The organism is Herbiconiux sp. 320_LB, assembly GCF_059691755.1.
The window spans coordinates 385576-406712 of the sequence record NZ_JCAWAD010000002.1 but is presented as its reverse complement, the minus strand read 5'-3'; the positions used below and the strand labels follow the sequence as shown (position 1 = coordinate 406712).

General features: G+C 71.6%; 16 protein-coding genes. 6 read left to right on the top strand and 10 right to left on the bottom strand.

Annotated elements, in window-relative coordinates; translation table 11 throughout:
• Window positions 1-29: 29 nt before the first annotated feature.
• Window positions 30-1223: an NYN domain-containing protein gene (locus AC59HU_RS05950; protein ID WP_497222432.1), complete on the bottom strand. Its 1194-nt coding sequence runs from the start codon at window positions 1221-1223 to the stop codon at window positions 30-32.
• A gap of 128 nt (window positions 1224-1351) precedes the next feature.
• Between AC59HU_RS05950 and mtnN the strand changes: the two genes are divergently transcribed.
• Window positions 1352-2137, top strand: coding sequence for a 5'-methylthioadenosine/S-adenosylhomocysteine nucleosidase (mtnN, locus tag AC59HU_RS05945; RefSeq protein ID WP_497222431.1), 786 nt, complete (start codon window positions 1352-1354; stop codon window positions 2135-2137).
• Window positions 2138-2294: 157 nt separating this feature from the next.
• On the opposite strand, the gene AC59HU_RS05940 is transcribed toward mtnN, so the two are convergent.
• The 7 genes from AC59HU_RS05940 to AC59HU_RS05910 all read right to left on the bottom strand — a co-directional run bounded on the left by AC59HU_RS05940 (window position 2295) and on the right by AC59HU_RS05910 (window position 8838).
• Window positions 2295-2969, bottom strand: a complete 675-nt coding sequence (locus AC59HU_RS05940; protein WP_497222430.1) for a hypothetical protein — start codon at window positions 2967-2969, stop codon at window positions 2295-2297.
• Window positions 2970-3067: 98 nt separating this feature from the next.
• Window positions 3068-4456, bottom strand: a complete 1389-nt coding sequence (locus tag AC59HU_RS05935; RefSeq protein WP_497222429.1) for a glycosyltransferase family 87 protein — start codon at window positions 4454-4456, stop codon at window positions 3068-3070.
• A gap of 20 nt (window positions 4457-4476) precedes the next feature.
• The gene (locus tag AC59HU_RS05930) at window positions 4477-4917 is read right to left on the bottom strand and encodes a hypothetical protein (protein WP_497222428.1); all 441 of its coding nucleotides are present in this window, start codon (window positions 4915-4917) and stop codon (window positions 4477-4479) included.
• Window positions 4917-6173: a molybdopterin-dependent oxidoreductase gene (locus AC59HU_RS05925; RefSeq protein WP_497222427.1), complete on the bottom strand. Its 1257-nt coding sequence runs from the start codon at window positions 6171-6173 to the stop codon at window positions 4917-4919. The genes AC59HU_RS05930 and AC59HU_RS05925 overlap by 1 nt, the downstream gene beginning before the upstream one ends.
• Window positions 6174-6192: 19 nt before the next feature.
• Complete coding sequence (locus AC59HU_RS05920) at window positions 6193-6837, bottom strand: TIGR04282 family arsenosugar biosynthesis glycosyltransferase (protein WP_497222426.1); 645 nt, start codon at window positions 6835-6837, stop codon at window positions 6193-6195.
• A 121-nt stretch (window positions 6838-6958) separates the two neighbouring features.
• Window positions 6959-7729, bottom strand: coding sequence for a glycosyltransferase family 2 protein (locus tag AC59HU_RS05915; protein WP_497222425.1), 771 nt, complete (start codon window positions 7727-7729; stop codon window positions 6959-6961).
• Entirely contained in the window at window positions 7726-8838 is a 1113-nt protein-coding gene (locus AC59HU_RS05910; RefSeq protein WP_497222424.1) for an NAD-dependent epimerase/dehydratase family protein, read from the bottom strand. The genes AC59HU_RS05915 and AC59HU_RS05910 overlap by 4 nt, the downstream gene beginning before the upstream one ends.
• Before the next feature lie 109 nt (window positions 8839-8947).
• On the opposite strand from AC59HU_RS05910, the gene AC59HU_RS05905 reads away from it, so the two are divergent.
• A complete protein-coding gene (locus tag AC59HU_RS05905) occupies window positions 8948-12283 on the top strand; it encodes an efflux RND transporter permease subunit (protein WP_497222423.1) in 3336 nt (1111 codons plus the stop codon).
• A gap of 12 nt (window positions 12284-12295) precedes the next feature.
• On the opposite strand, the gene AC59HU_RS05900 is transcribed toward AC59HU_RS05905, so the two are convergent.
• A complete protein-coding gene (locus tag AC59HU_RS05900) occupies window positions 12296-12685 on the bottom strand; it encodes a DUF1304 domain-containing protein (protein WP_497222422.1) in 390 nt (129 codons plus the stop codon).
• 50 nt (window positions 12686-12735) lie between these two features.
• On the opposite strand from AC59HU_RS05900, the gene AC59HU_RS05895 reads away from it, so the two are divergent.
• A complete protein-coding gene (locus tag AC59HU_RS05895) occupies window positions 12736-13671 on the top strand; it encodes an NAD-dependent epimerase/dehydratase family protein (RefSeq protein WP_497222421.1) in 936 nt (311 codons plus the stop codon).
• An 11-nt stretch (window positions 13672-13682) separates the two neighbouring features.
• Here the strand turns inward: AC59HU_RS05895 and AC59HU_RS05890 are convergent, their stop codons facing one another.
• Window positions 13683-15215, bottom strand: coding sequence for an amino acid permease (locus tag AC59HU_RS05890; RefSeq protein ID WP_497222420.1), 1533 nt, complete (start codon window positions 15213-15215; stop codon window positions 13683-13685).
• 110 nt (window positions 15216-15325) lie between these two features.
• On the opposite strand from AC59HU_RS05890, the gene AC59HU_RS05885 reads away from it, so the two are divergent.
• From AC59HU_RS05885 to AC59HU_RS05875, 3 genes are all read left to right on the top strand, one after another.
• Window positions 15326-15910 carry a TetR/AcrR family transcriptional regulator gene (locus tag AC59HU_RS05885; RefSeq protein ID WP_497222419.1) on the top strand — a complete coding sequence of 195 codons (585 nt, stop codon included), beginning with the start codon at window positions 15326-15328 and terminating at the stop codon, window positions 15908-15910.
• A gap of 64 nt (window positions 15911-15974) precedes the next feature.
• Entirely contained in the window at window positions 15975-19070 is a 3096-nt protein-coding gene (locus tag AC59HU_RS05880) for an MMPL family transporter (RefSeq protein ID WP_497222418.1), read from the top strand.
• Entirely contained in the window at window positions 19067-20983 is a 1917-nt protein-coding gene (locus tag AC59HU_RS05875; protein WP_497222417.1) for a YhgE/Pip family protein, read from the top strand. The genes AC59HU_RS05880 and AC59HU_RS05875 overlap by 4 nt, the downstream gene beginning before the upstream one ends.
• Window positions 20984-21137: the final 154 nt, after the last annotated feature.

Genomic DNA, 21137 nt, shown 5'->3' with positions numbered 1-21137 from the left:
CCGACCGCGCCGCCGGGCGCCCACGCCGGTCAGCGGCGGGGGACCGCCGCCCCCGGGCGCAGGCGGATCAGGCGCTGCGGCCCCTCCTCCTCCAGCTCGGCCAGTTCGGCGCGCGACGACAGGAAGTCGGTGAACGAGCGGTAGCCCAGCGGCTTCTCGTTGAACGACGGGTCCATCCGGCGCATCTGGTTCTTCACGGTCCCCGTGTTGAGCCACTCGTCGGCGTCGCCCTTGGCGTGGCCGATCTGCAGGGCGCGCACGAGCAGCTCGGTCGCGACGGTCTGCGGGTCGATGTCCTCGGGCTCCGGCTCGTCGAAGACCGTGTCGTCGGTGTGCGAGAACATCGGTGTGGTCGAGACCCGGCGCGACCGCGTGGGCGCCTTCTTCGTGCCGTCGCCCTCGGTACCCACGCCGTCCGTGCCGTCGCCGTCGGTGGCGCCCGCATCCGCCGCAGCAGCCCGACCGCGCCCGGAGCCCGAAGCGCCCGAGCCGGTCGACCCGCCGGTGCCGGCCGAGGAGCCGCCCGCGCCGCCCGCTCCACCGGTGCCGGCCGTGTCGGCGGCGGCCTTCGCGGCCCGGCGGCCCGAGGCGCGCTTCTCGGCCGTGGCGGTGGCCGAGGAGGTCGCGGCCGTCGGCAGCTGGATCTTCTCGATGCCCGGCAGCGAGTCGTAGTCCTCGAACTCGTCGCAGGCGGCGGCGAGCGAGGTGCTGGTCGAGCCGGCGACGCCGATGCCGACGACGAAGCGGCCGAGCCGCTTCGACTTCTGCGCGAGCGCGATGTAGTCCGAGTCGCCGGCGACGATGATCACGTGGGTGAGGTCGGGAAGGCGGAACAGGTCTTCGACCACGTCGACCGCGAGGCGGATGTCGGCGCCGTTCTTGGTGCCGCGGGTGGTCGTGGTGAACAGCTGGGTCAGGTCGACGGCGCGCGACATGAGCTGGCGCTGGTAGCTGGCGTTCACCGGCACCGACCAGTCGGCGTAGGCGCGGTTGACGACCATCGTGCCGAAGGATGCGGCGAAGTCGATGATCGCGTTGAAATCGACCGTCGCGGCGGCCAGCCGGGCCGCGATCTCGGGGTCGGCGCCGGGGCTCGACCGGTCGAAGTCGCGGATGCCGTCGCGCTGGAAGGCATTGCGCCCGTGCAGCTGCTGGTAGCGCGAGATGACGATGTTGTCGAAGTCGATGTAGAGGCCGACGCGCGCCTCGGTCGGTTCGGTCATGGGTGTGGACTCCTCAGCCGGCGCGGAAATTCGACCGCGATCCGGTGACCCCAGTCTCCGTGATCCCCGTCCGCGCGGCAACTCGCGCCCGGCGGCCTGCCGGGCCGGCGGGTGGGAGGATGGGCGTGATGAGCGACACGACCCCCACCCCCGCAGCCTCCGCCGAGCCCTCCGCCGCCTCGGCCGAGCCCACCCGCACCGTGATCGTGCTGGTCGCGATGGCCGAGGAGGCCGAGCCCTTCCTCCGCCGCGCCGAGACCGCGGGCGAGCCCGAGACGGTCGGCGCCTCGGTGGTGCGCTCGATCGAGATCGACGGCCTGCCGATCCGGCTGGTGCAGACCGGCATCGGCTTCGTGAACGCGGCCTCGGCGGCGACCGCGGCGATCCTGTGGGCGCGCGAGGCGCATCCGGATGCGGTGCCCGTCGTCTTCTCGGCCGGCACCGCGGGAGGGCTGGGCGCCGGGGTCGACGTGGGCGACGTCGTGGTGGGCAGCGAGTTCATCAACATCGACGCCGACGCGCGGGTCTTCGGCTACCGGCTCGGCCAGGTGCCCGGGATGCCGGAGAGCTACCCGACCGACCCGCGGATGCTCGCCGCGACCGATCTCGCCTCCCCGCCGGTGGGCAGCGGCTGGCAGGTGCGGCAGGGGTTGATCGCCTCGAGCTACTCCTTCGTCACGGCCGATCGGGCCGCGATCGCCCGCACCGAGTTCCCCCGGGTCGCGGCCGTCGACATGGAGTCCTCCGCCATCGCGCAGGTCTGCTACTCGCTCGGGGTGCCGTTCGCCTCGGTGCGGGGCATCTCCGATCTCGCGAGCGTCACCGCCCCGGTCGACCACGTCGACAACACGTCCTCGACCGCCGAGCGCTCGTCGCGCGTGCTGCTCGCGCTCGCGGAGGCCCTGCGGCTCTGAGGCCGAACGGGCCGGAGGGGTTCCGCGGCCCCGAGATCCTGAGGCGGAGAACTCCCGGGCGCACGGAAAGGGCCCGCCGCGCGAGGCGACGGGCCCGATTTCCCGACGGGGTCTGGACCGTGGGAATCCGTGGGGTGCCGCTCACGCGGCACCGGTGCTACTTGGTGTTGACCGTGATCTTGGCGACTCCGACCAGCAGGCCTTCCTTGACGGCCGTGGTGTTGAACGTCTTGTTCAGCAGGTCGGCGGCGTCGGCCGACACGTGCACGGTCGTGCCCTGGAGGATGGCGGTGTCACCCTCGGTCTGCAGCGGCTTCAGGGTCGAGCCGTCCAGGTCGAAGAGCTTGGCCTGCGAGACGACGGGCGAACCGTTGGCCGCGACGTCACCGTAGAGCTCCGAGGTGCCCGGGTCGATGGTGAAGTTGGTCAGCTCGACGGTGGTGCCGCCGGCGCTGAGCGAGAGGCCGGAACCCTCGTGCTCGATGGTGCCCTGCACGTAGGGGCGGTACGACTCGTTGGGGTCGTAGTAGTCGACGTTGCCGCCGGTGATCGGGAAGGCCAGGACGCCGTCGGTCAGCGTCGCGGTGCCGACCACGCCGGGGGTGAGGCCGAGCGAGGTGAGTGCGTCGAGGAAGCCCTTGTCGACGGCGACCTGCGTGTCGACGCCCGAGAGCGACGGGATCGAGGCGACCGGCTTGGGGGTGGCCATGGCCGAGGGGCTCGAGCCGGCCGAGGTGTCGGTGCTGCTGCTGTTCGACGAGCAGGCGCCGAGTCCGAAGGCGAGGAGGCCGGCGGTGACGATTCCGATGGTTGCTTTCGTGATACTACGCATTGTTCGAATCCTTAATGTTCTCGAATGTCGGTGATGTGATTGCCAGGCACATGGAGTTCGTCACCCTCCGCCGACCAGATCGGAACAGACCGTTTCGCTCAGCTGACACTCAGGTTCGACGGGAGCCGCCAGGGGCCTCCTCGGGCGTCCCGGCGCCGCAGGGCGCTGATCACCAGCACGATCGCGAGGGCCGCGCCCAGGGTCAGCCGCGCCACCCACAGCTCGGGGATCAGCAGGCCCACGCTCAGCGCCAGCGGGATCCCGAGCCACTCCCAGCGCCCCGTCATCGCGACGAACGGAACCAGCAGCAGCGCGTACCAGGAGTAGTGCGGCGTGACGACGAGCATCACCCCGCCGATCATCACGAGCTGGCCGAGCCAGGGTGACGCCGGGTCGGTGCGGCGGTAGACCACGAGCGCCAGCACCAGCAGGGCGACGGCGGCGAGCACGACGGATGCGGGGCCGGGCGCGACGAGAGAGAGCAGCGCGAACCGGGTGCCGTCGTCGTAGCCCTCCTCCGAGAGATAGCCGGGCAGATAGCCGATCACGTCCAGCCCGCTCTGCAGCACGTAGGGCAGATAGAGCAGGCCGAAGGTCAGCACCGCGCCGAGGGCGACCTTCCACGGCTGCTTCTTCAGCAGTGCGGGCGCCGCGATGACCGGGATGAGCTTGACCCCGATCGCCGCACCCAGGGCCACGCCGCCGAGCAGGCGCCGGCCGCCGGCGACGAGCAGGGTGGCGGCGAGCACGAGCAGCGCGCCGATCACGTCGACGTGGGAGTTCGTCACCGCCTCCGAGAGCACGAAGGGGCACCAGGCCCACAGGGCGGCCCAGCGCGGATCGAGCCCGCGCCGGCGCAGCGCGACGAGCAGGGTGATCGTCACCGCGAGGGAGGCCAGGGCGCCCGCCGCCTGGAACGGCCAGTAGGGGGCCTCGGGCGGCACGAGGGCTCGCACGCCGGCGAAGTAGAGCTCCGCGGTCGGCGGGTAGATCGTCGGGACGGTGGGCCGGTTGATCGCGGTGCAGAGCACCGTGAAGTCCGGGACGTTCAGGGTGCGGGTGATCCGCTCGCCGTTGGAGAGGCAGCGGGGGTGCCCGCCCGCGTCGGCGACCGCATCTGGGAACAGCCAGGCCGGTCGCAGCTCCTGATAGGTCTGGTCGCGCGGCACGTGGTCGTAGGGCGAGTGCCCGTCGACCTGCACGATCCCGTCCCAGGCGTAGCGGGCCGAGTCGGTGCTGGTCGTCGGCGGCCCGATCATCGCCGCGGCACCGAGCGCCACGGCCCCCGTCACGATCAGCACCACGGCCGCGCGCCGCCCGACCCCGCGGAGCAGCCACACGGCGACCGCGAACAGCGCCCAGCCTGCGATCGCCCACCAGAGCGCCCCGCCCGTGTCGCGGGGATCGTAGAACCCCACCGACACCACCCCGAGCCCGGTCACCGCGGTGAGGGCCGCGAGAGCCAGGGCGGCGAGGAGGATGCGCACGCCCGATGGTCTCGCGCGCGTCACGACCGGGGCGAGAGGCGCGCCCGCCGGGATCGGGACAGGTACAGGAGGCAGGCCAGCGCGGTCAGCACCGCGATCGCGAGCCACGCGACGGCCAGCCGCAGGCCGTAGTCGAAGGGCAGCACGGTCGGGTTCGCGACCCCGAGGGTCTTGGCGTAGATCTCGGGCACCACCAGCAGGCTGAGGATCACGCCGAGCCCGACGCCGACCTGCACGATCACCAGCACGGCGTACGGGATGCGGCGCCCCGCCCGTCTCGCGAGCAGGGCGACCAGCACGACCAGGGGCGAGAGGATGCCGTCGTGCAGCACGATCGCCGCGATCATCCAGAGCCCGACCCCGACGATCTGCATCGGATCCTGCTTCAGCAGGAGCACTGCCGCGCCGAGCGCGAGGCCCAGCACGCCGATCCCGATCAGGATCCCTCTCGTCGCACGCATCACGACACCTCCAGGCGGGTCAGCCACTTCGTCTGCAGCACGCCGGGGCGGCCGGGGGCGATGATCCGGGCCGGGTAGCCGTGATCGATGTCGAGGGTCTCGCCGTTGAGCTCGAGGGCGACGAGGGTCGTGGGGTCAGAGGCGTATTCCGGTCCCATCTGCATCACCCGGTAGCCGCCCTCCTTCTCGAGGCTGGTCACCGTGAGGGCGGAGTCTGCGGAGCCGCCGACGGCGGCGACGAGATCCCGGATGCGCACACCCTTCCAGTGCGCCATCTGGCTCCAGCCCTCCACGCAGGAGATGGGCAGGTCGACCTCGCTCTGCGGCATCGCGAGCAGCTGGTCGCGGGTGAGGGCGAGCATCCGGTCGCCGTTCGCGACGGAGAGCAGCCAGGAGGGGCCGACGTCGGCGGCCGTGACCTGTGCCGCGGCGGCGGTGCGGTTGATCGGCACTCCCTGCGGCCCGATGTTCTTGGCGCGCGGGGCGAAGGCGTTGACGGGGGAGAGGAAGGCGAACGACTGGCCGGCCGTGAGCCCGACCACGGCCGCGGTCGCGATGCCGACCAGGGCGAAGAAGCCGCGGCGGTCGACCCCCGGTTCGGCGACGGCGGGGGTGCCGTCGATCCAGCGGAAGAGGCGGCCGGTCAGGCCGCGGGCCGGGCGGGTGGTGCGGGGTGCGGGGTCGGTGGCATCGTCGGTATCCGGGCCCTCGGCCGCATCCGCTCGTTCCGCCAGCCGGGCGCGGTTCTTCGTCCAGTACCGCGTGATGATCGGCAGCTTCACGCCGATGTGGATGGCGAGCGACCCGATCAGCACGAAGGAGAGCGCGAAGTGCACCTCGCGGAACCCGAAGGGCCACGGATACCACTGGTAGGTGTTGAGGAGCCCGATCGTGATCTGCACCAGCGAGGCCGCCACGAAGACCGCGATCGACGCGCGCTCGAGCAGGTGCACGACGCCCCGCAGCGGCGGGGTCTGGAACAGCTCCGGGAAGACGGCGTACAGCTTGCCGAGCAGCAGCGGGAAGCAGGCGATTCCGGCCGTGATGTGCAGGCCCTGGGTGACCTGGTAGAGCTGCGCGGGCTGGGTCGGGAACCGCATCCACGGCAGCGGCTCCTGCAGGAAGTGACTGTACAGCCCGGTGCCGAAGCAGACGAGGAACGCGATCGCGAGCAGGCGCCCGAGCACCACCGCGCTCCGCGGCGTGCGTGCGGGCGCGCTGACGACCCGTCTGAGATCGGACAGCAAGCGCTGCATCCCGGGCCCCCGACCCGGCCTAGGACCGCGCGCGTTCGAGTTCGAGCCGCGCGGCGAGGGGGGCGAAGGTGCGGCCGAAGCGGCCGTGCGGGACGAGCTCGGCGACCTCGATGGCGTCGTCGATGGTGTCGATGTCGTTGATCTCGGGCAGGAGGTGCACGGTCATCCCGGCGCCGCGCAGGCGGCCGAGCTGCACGCGGCCCGTGTCGTCCTGCGACATCGGCACGCCGCGGATGTGCTCCCCGTTCGGGTCGCGCATCCCGAGCGCCCAGAAGCCGCCGTCGGAGGCGAAGCCGAGGAAGGCGTCGATGTCCGGGGTCCAGCCCGTGAGGGCGTCCTCCAGAAGTCGTCGCGAGACCTGCGGGGTGTCCATGCCGATCAGCAGGGTCGGGCCGGAGACGGAGTCGAAGATCGCGCCCAGGCGCTGGTCGAGCGAGCCGCCGATCTGGGGCAGCACCGTGAAGCCCTCGGCCTCAGCCGGCACGTTCTCGCCGTCGAAGGCGAGCACCCGGCGGCTGACCGGGAGGTCGCGGACCACCTGGAGGGTGTCGGAGAGGCTGGCGGAGGCGACCTCGGCGGCCTCCTCGTAGCTCAGCGGCGGGTGCAGCCGCGTCTTCACCCGACCGGGAAGGCATTCCTTGGCGATGACGACGATGGTGAGCATGTGCTGTCCCTTGTTCGCTGGAGGCGGTGTGGCCTGCTGTGACCCCCGGTGCCGGTGATGCGGCGGCGGGCACAAGTGATTCGGCGCGGGGTGGTGATCGGATGCTTCACCCAGCCGGCGTTCAGGATGGCGCGGCCCGCGCGCGGTCGGCCGGGTCGGTCTTGCCGGCCGGGCTGACCGGGTCGGCCGGGTCTGCCGGGTCGCTCTGCCGGCCCGGGCCGTCGCGGTGGTCGCGGAGCAGGCGGGACATGTCGGTGACGGCCGAGATCGTGCCGCGGATCGTGCCCGTGACCTTCGAGCGGCCGACCCGGGGGCTGTACGGGATGTCGCGCTCCACGATCGGGAGACCGGCCTTCGAGATCCCGAGCGCCATCTCGAGCGGGTAGCCGCTGCGGCGGTCGCGCAGGTCGAGCGCGAGGAGATCCTCGCGCCGCGCGGCGCGGAGCGGGCCCAGGTCGTGCAGCCGGATGCCGGAGCGCAGCCGGATCAGCAGGGCCAGCGCCCGGTTGGCCAACCGCGCGTGCCAGGGCCACGCGCCCCGGTCGGTCGGGCGGCGGCGGCCGAGCGCGAGGCCGGCCCGCCCGCTCTCGACCAGCGCGACCAGCTCGACGAGGTCGGCGGGATCCATCGAGGCGTCGGCGTCGCAGAACGCCACGATCGGCGCGGTGGCCGCGAGCAGCCCGGCGTGCGCGGCCGAGCCGAAGCCGCGCCGGGGTTCGGTGACGACGGTGGCGCCGCGGGCGAGGGCGACGGCGGCCGAGTCGTCAGTCGACCCGTTGTCGACGACGATCGCGCGGTAGCCCTCGGGCAGGCGGCCGAGCACCCAGGGCAGGGCGCCGGCCTCGTCGAGGCAGGGCAGGATCACGTCGACGCGGGCCGGGGCGGTGGTCATCGGCTGCCCACCGCCGCGGTCGCCGATCCGGATGCGCCCGCCGCCGCGCGGAGCGGCGCCGACGCGAACTCGCGCATCCCGCTCTCGAAGTCGACCTCGGCCTGCCAGCCGAGCTCGTCGCGGATGCGCGCCGAGGACGCGGTGATGTGGCGTACGTCGCCGAGGCGGAACTCGCCCGTCACGATCGGTGCCGGCCCGCCGAAGGCGCGGCTGAGCGCCTCGGCCATGTCGCCGATGGTGTGCACGACGCCCGACCCCACGTTGAAGACGCGGGTGCGCCCGGCCGGGGCATCCTCGGTCCAGTCGATCGCGGCGAGGTTGGCGGCGGCGACGTCGCGCACGTGCACGAAGTCGCGGCGCTGCCCGCCGTCTTCGAAGACCCGCGGGGCCTCTCCCCGTTCGAGCGCGGAGCGGAACAGCGAGGCCACGCCCGCATAAGGCGTGTTCTGCGGCATCCCGGGGCCGTAGACGTTGTGGTAGCGCAGGCCCACGGCGCGCCCGCCGATCGCCCGTGCCCAGGAGGCCGCGAGGTACTCCATCGCGAGCTTCGAGGTCGCGTAGACGTTGCGGGGGTCGAGGGCCGAGTCCTCGGCGATGAGCGCGGGCTCCAGCGGCGACCCGGTGGCGGGGTCGATCGGTTCGAACCGGCCGCCCTCGAGATCCTCGACGCGGCGCGGAGCGGGCCGCACGTCGTGGCCACCGGCGTCGCGGTAGCGGCCCTCGCCGTAGACGACCATCGAGGAGGCGTAGACGAACCGATGCACGCCCCGGTCGGCCATCGCGCGAAGCAGCACCGCGGTGCCGAGGTCGTTCGACGAGACGTAGTCGGGCGCGTCGGAGAAGTCGACGCCGAGGCCGACCTTGCCGGCCTGATGGCACACCACGTCGACGCCCTCGAGGGAGGCGCGGACGATGTCGAGGTCACGGATGTCGCCGCGGATCACCTCGACGCGCGGGTCGGCGCCGACGAGGGCGTCGAGGTCGGCGTCAGGATGCACGTCGCTCCGGAACGAGTCGATCACCCGCACCGGACGACCGAGCGCGAGCGCCCGTTCGAGGACCGCGCTCCCGATGAAGCCGGCCCCACCCGTCACCAGCACGGTACCCATTCCGTCACAATACATACCCCCTCTTCGGAGGCCCACCGCGAATCGATCGGCGCGCGGGGTGCGATAGTTAAGGCTCCTAGACACTTCTGGCGCACAGAGAGACCACCACGTGCATTTCCTCGCCGTTCTGAGCATGAAGAACCGGGCGCTGATCGCGCTCGTCACGATCGTGGTCGCCGTCTTCGGCGGGCTCGCGCTCACCAGCCTCAAGCAGGAGCTGATCCCGTCGATCGAGTTCCCGCAGCTCGCGGTGCTGACCACCTACCCCGGTGCCAGCCCCGAGGTGGTGAACGACGACGTCTCGACCCCGATCGAGGCGGCGATCCAGGGCGTCGAGGGCATCGACACCACGAGCGCAACCTCGAGCACGAACCTCTCGATCATCTCGGCCACGTTCAGCTACGGCACGAACCTCGCCACCGCCGAGCAGAAGATCTCGCAGGCGATCAGCCGCATCAAGTCGACCCTTCCGGCCGATCTCGATCCGCAGGTGCTGAGCGGCAGCCTGAACGACCTGCCGATCATCTCGATCGCGGTCTCCGACTCCTCGCAGGACACCAAGTCGCTCGCCCAGCAGCTCACGACCGGGGCCGTGCCCGACCTCGAGGCCGTCGACGGCGTGCGCGCCGCCCAGGTGCTCGGCCAGATCGGCCAGCGGGTCACGATCACCCCGAACCCGGCGTCGCTGGCCACGGCCGGTCTCAGCGCCTCCTCGATCAGCGACGTCGTCAAGGCGAGCGGTCAGCTCATCCCGGCCGGCACCCTCACCGAGGGCGGCCAGAGCTACGCGGTGCAGGCCGGGCAGAAGCTCGGCTCGATCGCCGACCTGCAGGGCCTGCCGCTGCCGGCTCGGCAGGCCGACGGCACCCCCGTGACCCTCGGCGAGGTCGCGACCGTGCAGCTGACCGACGACCCGACCACCTCGATCTCGCGCGTCAACGGGCAGGATGCCCTGACGATCTCGATCACCAAGCTCCCCGCCGCCAACACCGTCGAGGTCTCGAACTCGGTGCGCGACCTGCTGCCGCAGCTGCAGAGCGCGCTGCCGGGCGCGACCTTCACGGTCGTGTTCGACCAGGCCCCGTTCATCCAGCAGTCGATCGAGTCGCTGGCGACCGAGGGTCTGCTGGGCCTGTTCTTCGCGGTGCTCGTCGTCTTCGTGTTCCTGCTGTCGATCCGGTCGACCCTGGTCACCGCGATCTCGATCCCGACCTCGGTGCTGATCACCTTCATCGGGCTGCAGGCCGCGAACTACACGCTCAACATCATCACGCTCGGCGCCCTGACGATCGCGATCGGGCGCGTGGTCGACGACTCGATCGTCGTGATCGAGAACATCAAGAGACACCTCTCGCAGCTGACCGGCGCGACCCTGACTCCCAAGGAGGCCGGCGCCGCCCGGGCCGCCCTGATCGTCGAGGCCGTGCGCGAGGTCGCGGGCGCGATCACCGCGTCGACCATCACCACGGTCGCGGTCTTCCTCCCGCTGGCGTTCGTGGGCGACACGACGGGCGAGCTGTTCCGGCCGTTCGCCCTCACCGTCACCATCGCGCTGCTCGCCTCGCTGCTGGTGGCGCTCACGATCGTGCCCGTGCTCGCCTACTGGTTCGTGCGCCCCCCGAAGCCGAAGACGGCGAAGGCGCACGGGGCGCCGGGGGCGGATGCGACGACCACGCCGGCCTCGGCGACGCCCGCTGCTGCGACACCGGGCTCCGCACCCCTCCACGAGCACGCGCTCCCGGCCTCCTCGACCGCCACCGAGACACTCACCGAGGATCAGGCGATCGCCGTGGTCGTCGCCGACCCCGCCCCGAGTCGCCGCGCCCGCGCGTCGAGCCACCGGGCCGACCTCGACGACGAGCCGCCGACCGCCCTCCAGCGCCGCTACCTGCCCATCATCGGCTGGACCCTCAAGCACTCCGTGGTCACGATCGTGCTCGCGGTCATCGTGCTCGGTGGCACCATCCCGCTGACGGCCCTGATGAAGACCAACTTCCTCGGCTCCAGCGGCCAGAACACCTTCACGGTGACGCAGACCGTGCCGGTCGGGGCGAGCCTGGAGGCGCAGTCCCAGGCGGCCACCCAGGTCGAGTCCGCGCTCGAGGGCGTCTCCGGGGTGCAGACCGTGCAGCTGACCATCGGCTCCAGCGGCAGCGCCCTCCGCGACGCCTTCGTCGGCGGCGGTGACGGCGCCATCACCTACAACATCACCACCGACGAGAACGTCGATCAGGATGCGCTGCAGGACACCGTGCGCACGACCCTCGAAGCGCTCCCCGACGCCGGCGAGATCTCGATCGGCTCCGGCTCCGGCTTCGGCGGGTCCAGCGACATCTCGATCGACGTGACGGCCGGCAACCAGACCGACCTCAAGACGGCGGCGGATGCGGTGCTCAGCACCATGCAGGGCCTCAGCGCCGTCAAGCAGGCCTCGAGCAACCTCAGCGACTCCCGGCCGTACGTGCAGGTCGCGGTCGACCGCGACAAGGCGGCCGCCGTCGGACTCAGCGAGATCGCCGTCGGCTCGATCGTGTCGCAGGCCATGCAGCCCACGACGGTCGGCTCGATCGTGATCGACGACAAGAACTACACGATCTACGTCGCCGCCCAGAACCCGCCCACCACGGAGGCCGACCTCGCGGCGCTGCAGATCCCGACCGCGGCCGGCCCGGTGCGGCTGGACACCATCGCCTCGGTCGCGGTCACCGACGGCCCGAACGCGATCACCACCGTCAAGGGCGTGCGCACGGCGACCGTCTCGGTCACGCCCAACTCCGAGGATCTCGGCACCGCGAGCTCGGAGGTGTCGAAGGCGCTCGCCGACGTGCAGCTGCCGGCCGGTGCCGACGCCTCCGTGGGCGGTGTGGTCACCGACCAGTCGGACGCGTTCTCGCAGCTGGGGATCGCGCTGCTGATCGCCATCCTGATCGTCTACGTCGTCATGGTGGCGACCTTCAAGAGCCTGCTGCAGCCGATCCTGCTGCTGGTCTCCATCCCGTTCGCCGCGACCGGCGCCATCGCGCTGCAGGTGATCTCGGGCATCCCGCTCGGGGTGCCGTCGATCATCGGCGTGCTGATGCTGATCGGCATCGTGGTGACGAACGCGATCGTGCTCGTCGACCTGGTGAACCAGTACCGGGCGAAGGGGCTGCACGTGCGCGAGGCGCTGATCGAGGGCGCGTCACGCCGGCTCCGGCCGATCCTGATGACGGCGCTGGCGACGATCTTCGCGCTGCTGCCGATGGCGGTGGGGCTCACCGGGCACGGCGGGTTCATTTCGCAGCCGCTCGCGATCATCGTGATCGGCGGGCTGGTCTCGTCGACCGTGCTGACGCTGATCGTGCTGCCGGTGCTCTACAACCTGGTCGAGGGGACGCGGGAGCGGTTCCGCGACCGCCGGGAGCAGCGGGCTGCCGAGGAGCTCGCGGCCGCCGCGCCGCGCTGACGGCCTGCCGGCTCAGACGGCGAGCGAGATGAGCGAGAACACGACCGCCAGCAGGGGGAAGGTGCCCTGGATGGCCGCCGTGCGGATGCGGTCGCGCCCGGTGCTGACCAGCACGAGCGCCGCCGCGAGCATCGAACCGGTGCTGAGGAAGACGAGCGCGTAGCCGGCCATCGCGGCCGGCGTGAACAGCAGCACGATCCCGATCACGGCCCCGATGGCGAGGAACAGGTTGTAGAACCCCTGGTTGTAGGCCAGCGGCGCGGTGGTGTCGGCGTCGGCCTGCGAGCCGAGGCCGAAGATCTTCCAGGTCGCGGGCTGCCGCCAGCGCACGCTCTCCAGCACGAAGATGTAGACGTGGACGAGGGCGGCCAGCCCGGCGAAGACTGCGGCGACGATGGTCATGCGGTCAGCCTAGGGTGGAAGGTGAACCGCATCCAGGAGGAGCGCCCATCATGACCCGTATCGCCGTGACCGGTGGCAGTGGCAAACTCGGCCGCGCCGTCGTCGCCCATCTGCTCGACCAGGGCTACGAGGTCGTGAACCTCGACCGCGCTCCCGCCCCCGCGTCACCGTTCGCCTCGACCTCGCAGCCGTCGCTGCAGACGGATGCGGGAGCCCGCCCGGAAGCCATCTTCGTGCGCGTCGACCTCTCCGACTACGGCCAGGTCGTGCAGGCCCTCACCGCGGTCGACGACCGCTACGACGGCATCGACGGCCTCGTGCACCTGGCGGCCATCCCGGCCCCCGGGCTCACCACGAACGCCCAGACCTTCGCGAACAACGTGCCGAGCAGCTACAACGTCTTCGCCGCCGCCCAGGCCGCCGGCATTGACAACATCGTCTGGGCCTCGAGCGAGACCGTGCTCGGCCTGCCGTTCGGTTCGAACCCGCCGCCGTCCTTCCCGGTCGACGAGGAGTACCCGGTGCGCCCGTCGACCACGTACTCGCTCGGCAAGGCCGTCGAGGAGGAGATGGCCCGGCACTTCATGCGCTGGAACCCCGACCTCAAGCTGATCGGGTTGCGCTTCTCGAACGTGATGGACGAGGCCGACTACGCCGCCTTCCCCGCCTTCGAGGCCGACCCCGCCAGCCGCTCGTGGAACGCCTGGGGCTACATCGACGCCCGCGACGGCGCCCAGGCGGTGCGCCTGGCGCTGGAGAGCACGCTCACCGGCTTCGAGGCCTTCATCATCGCCGCCGCCGACACGGTGATGTCGACCCCCTCGGCCGAGCTGGCCGCGAGATACTTCCCGGCCGTGCCGTTCCGGCGCGAGGTCGAGGGCACCGAGACGCTGCTCGGCATCGACAAGGCCAGGCGGATGCTCTGGTACAGCCCGCGCCACTCCTGGCGCGACCACGCCCAGCCCCGCCAGTCGGCGGGGGGCTAGTCGGCTGGGGGCTAGTCGGCGGGGCCCTCGTCGCCGGGGATCGAGCCGCGGTTCGCGATCGTGGGGTACGAGCCCGTGTAGCCCGAGCGGGCGGCGGCGATGGCCAGGATGCGGTCGCGGTAGACGAACCATCCGACGATCAGCAACGGGATGATGATCACCAGCGACGCCACCGTGAAGGTGCCCGCCGGATAGTCGAAGGCCATCAGCACCAGCACGGCGACCAGGAACGCGAGCGTCAGGTACGAGGTGAACGGCGCCCCGAACAGCCGGAACTTCGGGCGCACGTACAGCCCCTTGTCGGCCAGCTTCTTGAACTTCATCTGGCAGAGCACGATCGTGCCCCAGCTGGCGACGATGCCGAGCGCCGAGACGTTGAGCACGATCTCGAAGGCCTGCGCCGGCACCACGAAGTTGAGGCCGACGCCCAGCAGGGCCACGGCGGCGGTGAGCAGGATGCCGCCGAAGGGCACGCCGCGCTTGTTCATCCGGCCGGTGAAGCGCGGTGCGGCGCCGCTCGCCGACATCGAGTGCAGGATGCGCCCGGTCGAGTACAGCCCGGCGTTCAGGCTCGACAGCGCCGCGGTCAGCACGACGAAGTTCATCGCCGACCCCGCGATCGCGGCGACGGTCGGGTTGCCGATGTGCGAGAAGAAGGTCACGAACGGGCTCTCGGTGGCCGAGTAGCTCGAGGCCGGCAGGAGCAGCGCGAGCAGCAGCACCGAGCCGCAGTAGAAGACGGCGATCCGGAAGACCACGCTGTTGATGGCGCGGGGCATGATCTTCTCGGGGTTCGCGGTCTCGCCCGCGGCGGTGCCGACCAGCTCGACGCCGGCGTAGGCGAAGACCACGCCCTGGATCATCACGATCGCGACGACCAGCGTGTTGATGCCGTCCGGGAACAGGCCGCCCTCGGCGACGATCATCGGGATGCCCGTCACCCCGACGTCGGTCGGGAAGGCGAAGGCCAGGAAGATCACACCGATCAGGAGGAAGGCGACCAGCGCGGCCACCTTGATCAGCGCGAACCAGAACTCCATCTCGCCGAAGACCTTCACCGAGATCATGTTCGCCCCGAGCACGATGGCGAGCGCGATGAGGGCGAGGAGCCACTGGGGCACGCTCGTGAACAGGCTCCAGTACTGCACGTAGACCGCGACCGCCGTGGAGTCGACGATCGCCGTCATCGCCCAGTTGAGGAAGTAGAGCCAGCCCGAGACGTAGGCGGCCTTCTCGCCGTAGAACTCCCGCGCGTACGACACGAAGGAGCCCGAGGAGGGCCGGTGCAGCACCAGCTCGCCGAGCGCACGGAGGATGAGGAAGGCGAAGAAGCCGCAGACCGCGTAGTCCACGACCAGGAGCGGGCCGGCCTCGTGGAGGCGGCCGCCGGCCCCGAGGAACAGGCCCGTGCCGATGGCCCCGCCGATCGCGATCATCTGCAGCTGACGCGGCTTGAGGCTCTTGTGGTAGCCGGCCTGCTCGTCCGAGAAGTCCTCGACCGACGTGGCCCGGTCGCCGATTTCTTCCCGTGGGGTCTCGTCCATGGCACGACGCTAGTGCAACCCCGGCTCCACCTCCGAGTCGCCTGACAGGAATCTTCGAATCTGACCGATCGTGCAGGAGCTGACCGATCGGTCAGGCTACGCTCGATCCCGTGCCCACTTCGTCCTCCGCCCCCGTACAGCGCGTCCAGATCGACGCCGGCGCCGAGCTGCGCCTCGTGGCGCTGCAGATGTTCGCGGAGAACGGCTACTCGGGCACCAGCCTGCAGCAGATCGCGGATGCGGCGGGGTACTCCAAATCCAGCGTGCTCTACCACTTCCGGTCGAAGGAGGCCCTGTTCGAGGCGGCGCTCACCCCGGCCGTCGCCGAGCTCGACTCCTTCCTCGAATCGATCGTCGAGAAGCTGACCAACGACGAGCGCCGCTCGAGATTCGTCGAGGAGTTCATCGACCTGCTGCTCGAGCACCGGCTCGCGGCGCACATCATCATCAACCAGGGCCAGACCCTGTCCGACATCCCGATCATCGACCAGGCCCGCGGCCTGATCGAGCGGATCGGCGAGTCGTTCATGTCCGGCCTGCCCACGGCCGCGCAGCGCATCCGACTCGGAGTCGCGCTCGCCGGGGCCGCCTACGTCATGGTCGCGTCGCGCCCCAGCGCCGTCGACCTCGACGACATCGACGAGGTCAGGGAGGCCCTCATCGACGTCGTGACAGAGCTGACCACCCCGCTCTGACGCCCCTGCCGCATCGCACGACACCGAACACCGAACACACCGACCCGAACCGAGGAGCCCTCCCGTGGCCACACTGCTCTACCGCATCGGACGATTCGCCTTCCGCCGCGCCTGGTACGTGATCGCCGCGTGGGTGCTGATCCTCGCCGGCGTCGTCGGCGGCGGGCTCGCGCTCGGCGGCCAGACCCAGGAGAGCTTCTCGATCCCGGGCACCGAGTCGCAGCAGACGATCGACACCCTGGAGAACCTCTTCCCCTCGGCCGCCGGCGCCGCCGCGACCGTGGTGATCGTCGCGCCCGAGGGCCAGAGCGTGAACGACGACACCGTGAAGCAGGAGATCACCACGGCGAGCGACGACATCGCGAAGATCGACCACGTCGCCGCCGTGATCTCGCCCTACTCGGAGTACGCCACCAACGCGATCTCCCAGGACGGCACGACCGCCCTGCTCAAGGTGCAGTTCGACGGCCCGGCCACCGACATCCCGGACTCGACGCTGGACGACCTGAAGACCACGGCCGGCACGCTCGACACCGACGGCATGCAGGTCTCCTACGGCGGCGAGGTGTTCCAGAACCAGACCTTCGGGCCGACCCTGACGGAGGGCCTCGGCGTGCTCTTCGCCGGCGTGGTGCTGTTCATCACCTTCGGCTCGCTTCTGGCAGCGGGCCTTCCGCTCCTGACCGCGCTGATCGGCGTCGGGGTCTCGTTCGGCGGCATCTCGGTGGTCGCGGCGTTCACCTCGGTGTCGAGCACGGCGCCGATGCTCGCGATCATGATCGGGCTGGCCGTCGGCATCGACTACGCCCTGTTCATCCTGTCGCGGCACCGGAGTCAGCTCGCCAAGGGGCTCGAACCCGAGGAGTCGGCGGCCCAGGCGGTCGCCACCGCGGGGGCGGCCGTGGTGTTCGCCGGCCTGACCGTGATCATCGCGCTGCTCGGCCTCCTCGTCGTCGGCATCCCGTTCCTGTCGGTGATGGGCGTGGCCGCGGCCTTCGCCGTGTTCGCCGCCGTCGCGATCGCCATCACCCTGCTGCCCGCGATCATGGGCGTCGCCAAGCGTCGGCTCGCCCCCAAGCCCGGGTCACGCGCCGCGCGCCGCGCGATCGCGGCCTCGGAGGAGACGGCCAAGCCCTCGCTCGGCGGCCGCTGGGTCGGCATCGTGATGAAGGCCCCGGTCGTGTTCATCATCGCGGTGGTGGGCCTGCTCGGCGTCGTCGCCATCCCGGCCTTCAGCCTCGACCTCAACCTGCCGACCGCGGCCTCGCAGCCCGAGGGCAGCACGGCCCGCACCGCGTACGACACGGTCGCCGACAAGTTCGGCCCCGGGTACAACGGCACGATCGTCGTGGTCGCCGACATCACGCAGACCACCGACATCCAGAACGACTTGGCGGGCATCCGCTCGGATCTCGAGGCCGTCGACGGGGTCGCGACGGTGGGCCCCGGCCTGCCTGACCCGACGCTGGACACCGCGATCTTCCAGGTCGTGCCCACCACCGCGCCGGACTCGCCCGAGACCAAGAACCTGGTCGAGCGGCTGCGCGAGATGAAGGGCGAGATCGACTCGCAGTACGGCACGCCGATCACGGTCAGCGGCCAGACCGCCGTCGCGATCGATGTCTCGAACCAGCTCACCAACGCGCTGGTGCCGTTCGGCATCCTGGTCGTCGGGCTCTCGATCGTGCTCCTGGCGATGGTGTTCCGCTCCATCGCCGTGCCGATCAAGGCGGCCCTCGGCTTCGTGCTCTCGGTCGGCGCCTCGTTCGGCGTGACCGTGGCGGTGTTCCAGATGGGCTGGGCCGCCGATCTGCTGAACGTGCACGCGCAGGGGCCGATCATCAGCTTCCTGCCGATCCTCCTGATGGCCATCCTGTTCGGTCTGGCGATGGACTACGAGGTCTTCCTGGTCTCGGGCATGCGGGAGGAGTTCGTCAAGTCGAAGGATGCGCGGCGCGCGGTGCGGGTCGGCTTCCAGAACGGCGCCCGGGTCGTGACCGCGGCGGCGCTGATCATGTTCTTCGTCTTCTTCGCGTTCATCCCCGAGGGGGAGGGGGCGATCAAGGAGATCGCGCTCGCGCTCGCCGTGGGCGTCTTCGTCGACGCCTTCCTGGTGCGGATGACGCTGGTGCCGGCCATCATGACCCTGCTCGGCAAGAGCGCCTGGTACCTGCCGAGGTGGCTGGACCGAGCCCTGCCCAACGTCGACGTCGAGGGGGAGAGCCTCCGCGAGCACATCGAGGAGCGCGAGTGGGCCGACGAGCAGGGTGACGCCGCGATCAGCGCCGAGGAGCTCGTGGTCGTCGGGGCCGGGTCGCCGCTGTCGTTCTCGGTGCCCGCCGGCGCCGTCGCCGTGCTGACCGGCGACACCACGGCGCGGCGCCTGGTCGGAGCCACCGTGGCCGGCCGCATCGCACCCGAGTCGGGGCACCTCCAGGTGCTCGGTCGCAGCCTGCCCTCCGAGTCGGCCGAGGTCGCCAAGCGCGTCACCCTGGTCGACCTCGACTCGCGCCGACCCGACGAGAGCACGGCCGTAGGCGACGCGATCGCCGAGCGGATCTCGCTCAACCGAGTCGTCGCCCGGCGGGTGCCGCGGAGCGAGATCGAGTCGTCGGTCGAGCGGATCAACCGCGCGCTCGAGGAAGCCGGCGGGGCCGGAAGCGGAGCTGGAAGTGGGGCCGCCGGCGCCGAGGCGACCATCGACATCCATCGCACGATCGGCGAGCTGAGCCCGCTGGCGCTGGCGCTGCTCACCGTCGCCCTGGGCGTCGCCGACGGTTCGCCGGTGCTCGTCATCGACGCGGGCGACGGCGACTTCGCGCGCCCGGCGACCCCGGCGTTCGCCGCGGCCGTCGCGCGGGTCGCGGGGCCGGGCACGACCGTGGTGCTGGGGCTCGAGTCCGAGCCCGCCAGCCATGCCTCGTCCGTCGGTGACCGCGCGCTCGTGCGCATCGAGCTGGGGCGGGAGCCCGCGGCCGCGCTGGCCGCCGCCACCTCGGCCCCCGCCGCCCCGGCTGCCGTGACCCCGGCTGCTGCTGCTCCCGCTGCGGCCCCGCCGGCCGCGGCCCCACCAGCCGCCGCCCCTCCGGCCGAGGCGCCCCGCGCCGGCGCCGCCACCGTCTCCGCCGTCCGCCCTGTCTCGGAAGAAGGCCTCCGATGAGCTCCTCCACCACGCCCGCGACCTCCGTCGCCCCCTCGCCCCGGATGCGGCGGCGCACCAAGATCGTGCTCGTCGTGCTGGCCGTGCTCGCCGTCGTCTTCACGCCGCTCGCGATCAACGGGCTCTTCTCCGGTGCGCTCGCGAACGCCGACACCAACCTCTCGAAGGTGCCGGCCGCGATCGTCAACAACGACCAGATGACCACCACGACCAACGCCGACGGCACCCAGTCGGTCAACTTCGCCGGCCGCGGGCTGGTCACCGAGCTGACCGGGGCGGGCCAGACCGGCTTCGACTGGAAGGCCACGAGCGCCGACGACGCGGCGAAGGGCCTGGAGGACGGCCGCTACTACGCCGTGCTCACCATCCCCTCGGACTTCTCGGCGACCCTGAACACCCTGGGCACCCCCGATCCGAAGCAGGGCCTGATCGACATCACGACGGATGCCTCGCACGGCTACCTCTCCGGCATCGTCGCCTCCACGGTCGCCTCCGCCGTGCAGTCCGGCTTCGGCCAGACCGTCACCGCGCAGGTCGTCAACGGCATCTACACCAGCTTCGGCACGGTCGGCACGAGCCTCACGGATGCGGCGAACGGCGCGACCCAGCTGGGCTCCGGCGCGGATCAGCTCGCCACCGGCGCCACCCAGCTCGCCGACGGCGCGACCCAGCTCTCCGGCGGCGCCGGGCAGCTCACGACCGGGCTGACGCAGTACACCGACGGCGTGAGCGGGCTCGCGGGTGGGCTCGATCAGCTGCGGACGGGGACGAGCGAGCTCGGCCAGCTGTCCTCGGGCTACGCGACCATGTCCGACCAGGTCTCCTCGGGCAACACCGCGCTCCAGGCCGCCATCGGGCAGTTGCAGACCGGCCAGACCGCCGAGGCGATCGCCTCGCTGACCACCGCAGCCACCGCGATCGGTACGGCGGACGCGTATGCCAAGAACGGAATAGACGCCGGGGTGGCGGCTCTCCCGCAGCTCTCCTCGGGAATCGCCACCGCCGCATCCGGAGCCGACCAGCTCGCCGCGAGCGGCCCCGCCCTCGTCTCGGGCGCCCAGCAGCTGACCGACGGCGCAGCCCAGCTCGCCCCGGGGGCGACCCAGCTCTCGACCGGCGCCACCCAGCTCGGCGACGGCGCGCGCACCCTCGCCTCCGGCCTCACGACCGGGGCCCAGCAGATCACCGCGAACGCCTCGGGTGACTCCTCGAGCGCGGCCGACGTGATCGCGCAGCCGGTGAAGGTCGACGTCTCGACCCAGAACCAGGTGACGAACGTGGGCCAGATCGTGTCGACCATCCTGGTGCCGACGGCGCTCTGGGTCGGCGCGCTCGCCCTGTTCCTCTGGCTGCGGCCGTTCTCCCGCGCGGTGCTCGCCTCCTCGGCGACCACGGCCCGGCTCACGCTGCGCACCCTCGGTCGCGCGGCGGTCGTCGCGGCCGGCCAGGCGGTGCTGATCGTGCTGTTCCTCCACCTCGCGCTCGGGGTGGCGTGGAGCTCGTTCCCCGCGACGCTCGGCTTCTCGCTGATCGTGGCGCTCGCGTTCACGGCGTTCCACCAGTTCCTGACGACCGCTTTCGGGCGGGTGGGCGCGGTGATCTCGCTGGTGCTGCTCGCGCTCCAGCTGGCGGCGACCGGCGGGCTCTACCCGATCGAGATCCTGTCGGGGCCGTTCCAGGCGCTCAGCGCGATCACGCCGATGAGCTACGCGGTCGCCGGGGTGCAGGCCATCCTCACCGGTGGGGATGCGGGCACGGTCGTGCAGGCCGCGCTGGTCATGGCCGGGGTGCTGGTGGTCAGCGTGCTGCTCGCCGGCGTCGCCCTCGCTCGCCGGCGGCGGCCGGTCGAGATCGGGTGGCTGGTGCCGCAGCGGAGCGCGCGGGCGGCCACGGCGCGGGCGCGCCTGGCGTAGGAACCAGGCCACGGGGCGTAGCCGCCCGGTCGCGCGCGACTCGGCCGGGCCGTGCCCGGCCGCGCGGTGCCCGGTAGAGCAGGGCCCGGCCGCGCAGGGCCCGGTCGCACGGGGCCCGGTCGCGCAAGGTACGATCGCGCGGGGCCCGGCCGCC

What these genes read in the sequence shown, in the direction of transcription:
- AC59HU_RS05915 (WP_497222425.1), bottom strand. Translation starts at nt 7,729, where the DNA reads ATGACCACCGCCCCGGCCCGCGTCGACGTGATCCTGCCCTGCCTCGAC.
- mtnN (WP_497222431.1), top strand. Translation starts at nt 1,352, where the DNA reads ATGAGCGACACGACCCCCACCCCCGCAGCCTCCGCCGAGCCCTCCGCC.
- AC59HU_RS05895 (WP_497222421.1), top strand. Translation starts at nt 12,736, where the DNA reads ATGACCCGTATCGCCGTGACCGGTGGCAGTGGCAAACTCGGCCGCGCC.
- AC59HU_RS05890 (WP_497222420.1), bottom strand. Translation starts at nt 15,215, where the DNA reads ATGGACGAGACCCCACGGGAAGAAATCGGCGACCGGGCCACGTCGGTC.
- AC59HU_RS05940 (WP_497222430.1), bottom strand. Translation starts at nt 2,969, where the DNA reads ATGCGTAGTATCACGAAAGCAACCATCGGAATCGTCACCGCCGGCCTC.
- AC59HU_RS05950 (WP_497222432.1), bottom strand. Translation starts at nt 1,223, where the DNA reads ATGACCGAACCGACCGAGGCGCGCGTCGGCCTCTACATCGACTTCGAC.
- AC59HU_RS05910 (WP_497222424.1), bottom strand. Translation starts at nt 8,838, where the DNA reads ATGGGTACCGTGCTGGTGACGGGTGGGGCCGGCTTCATCGGGAGCGCG.
- AC59HU_RS05925 (WP_497222427.1), bottom strand. Translation starts at nt 6,173, where the DNA reads ATGCAGCGCTTGCTGTCCGATCTCAGACGGGTCGTCAGCGCGCCCGCA.
- AC59HU_RS05920 (WP_497222426.1), bottom strand. Translation starts at nt 6,837, where the DNA reads ATGCTCACCATCGTCGTCATCGCCAAGGAATGCCTTCCCGGTCGGGTG.
- AC59HU_RS05900 (WP_497222422.1), bottom strand. Translation starts at nt 12,685, where the DNA reads ATGACCATCGTCGCCGCAGTCTTCGCCGGGCTGGCCGCCCTCGTCCAC.
- AC59HU_RS05875 (WP_497222417.1), top strand. Translation starts at nt 19,067, where the DNA reads ATGAGCTCCTCCACCACGCCCGCGACCTCCGTCGCCCCCTCGCCCCGG.
- AC59HU_RS05930 (WP_497222428.1), bottom strand. Translation starts at nt 4,917, where the DNA reads ATGCGTGCGACGAGAGGGATCCTGATCGGGATCGGCGTGCTGGGCCTC.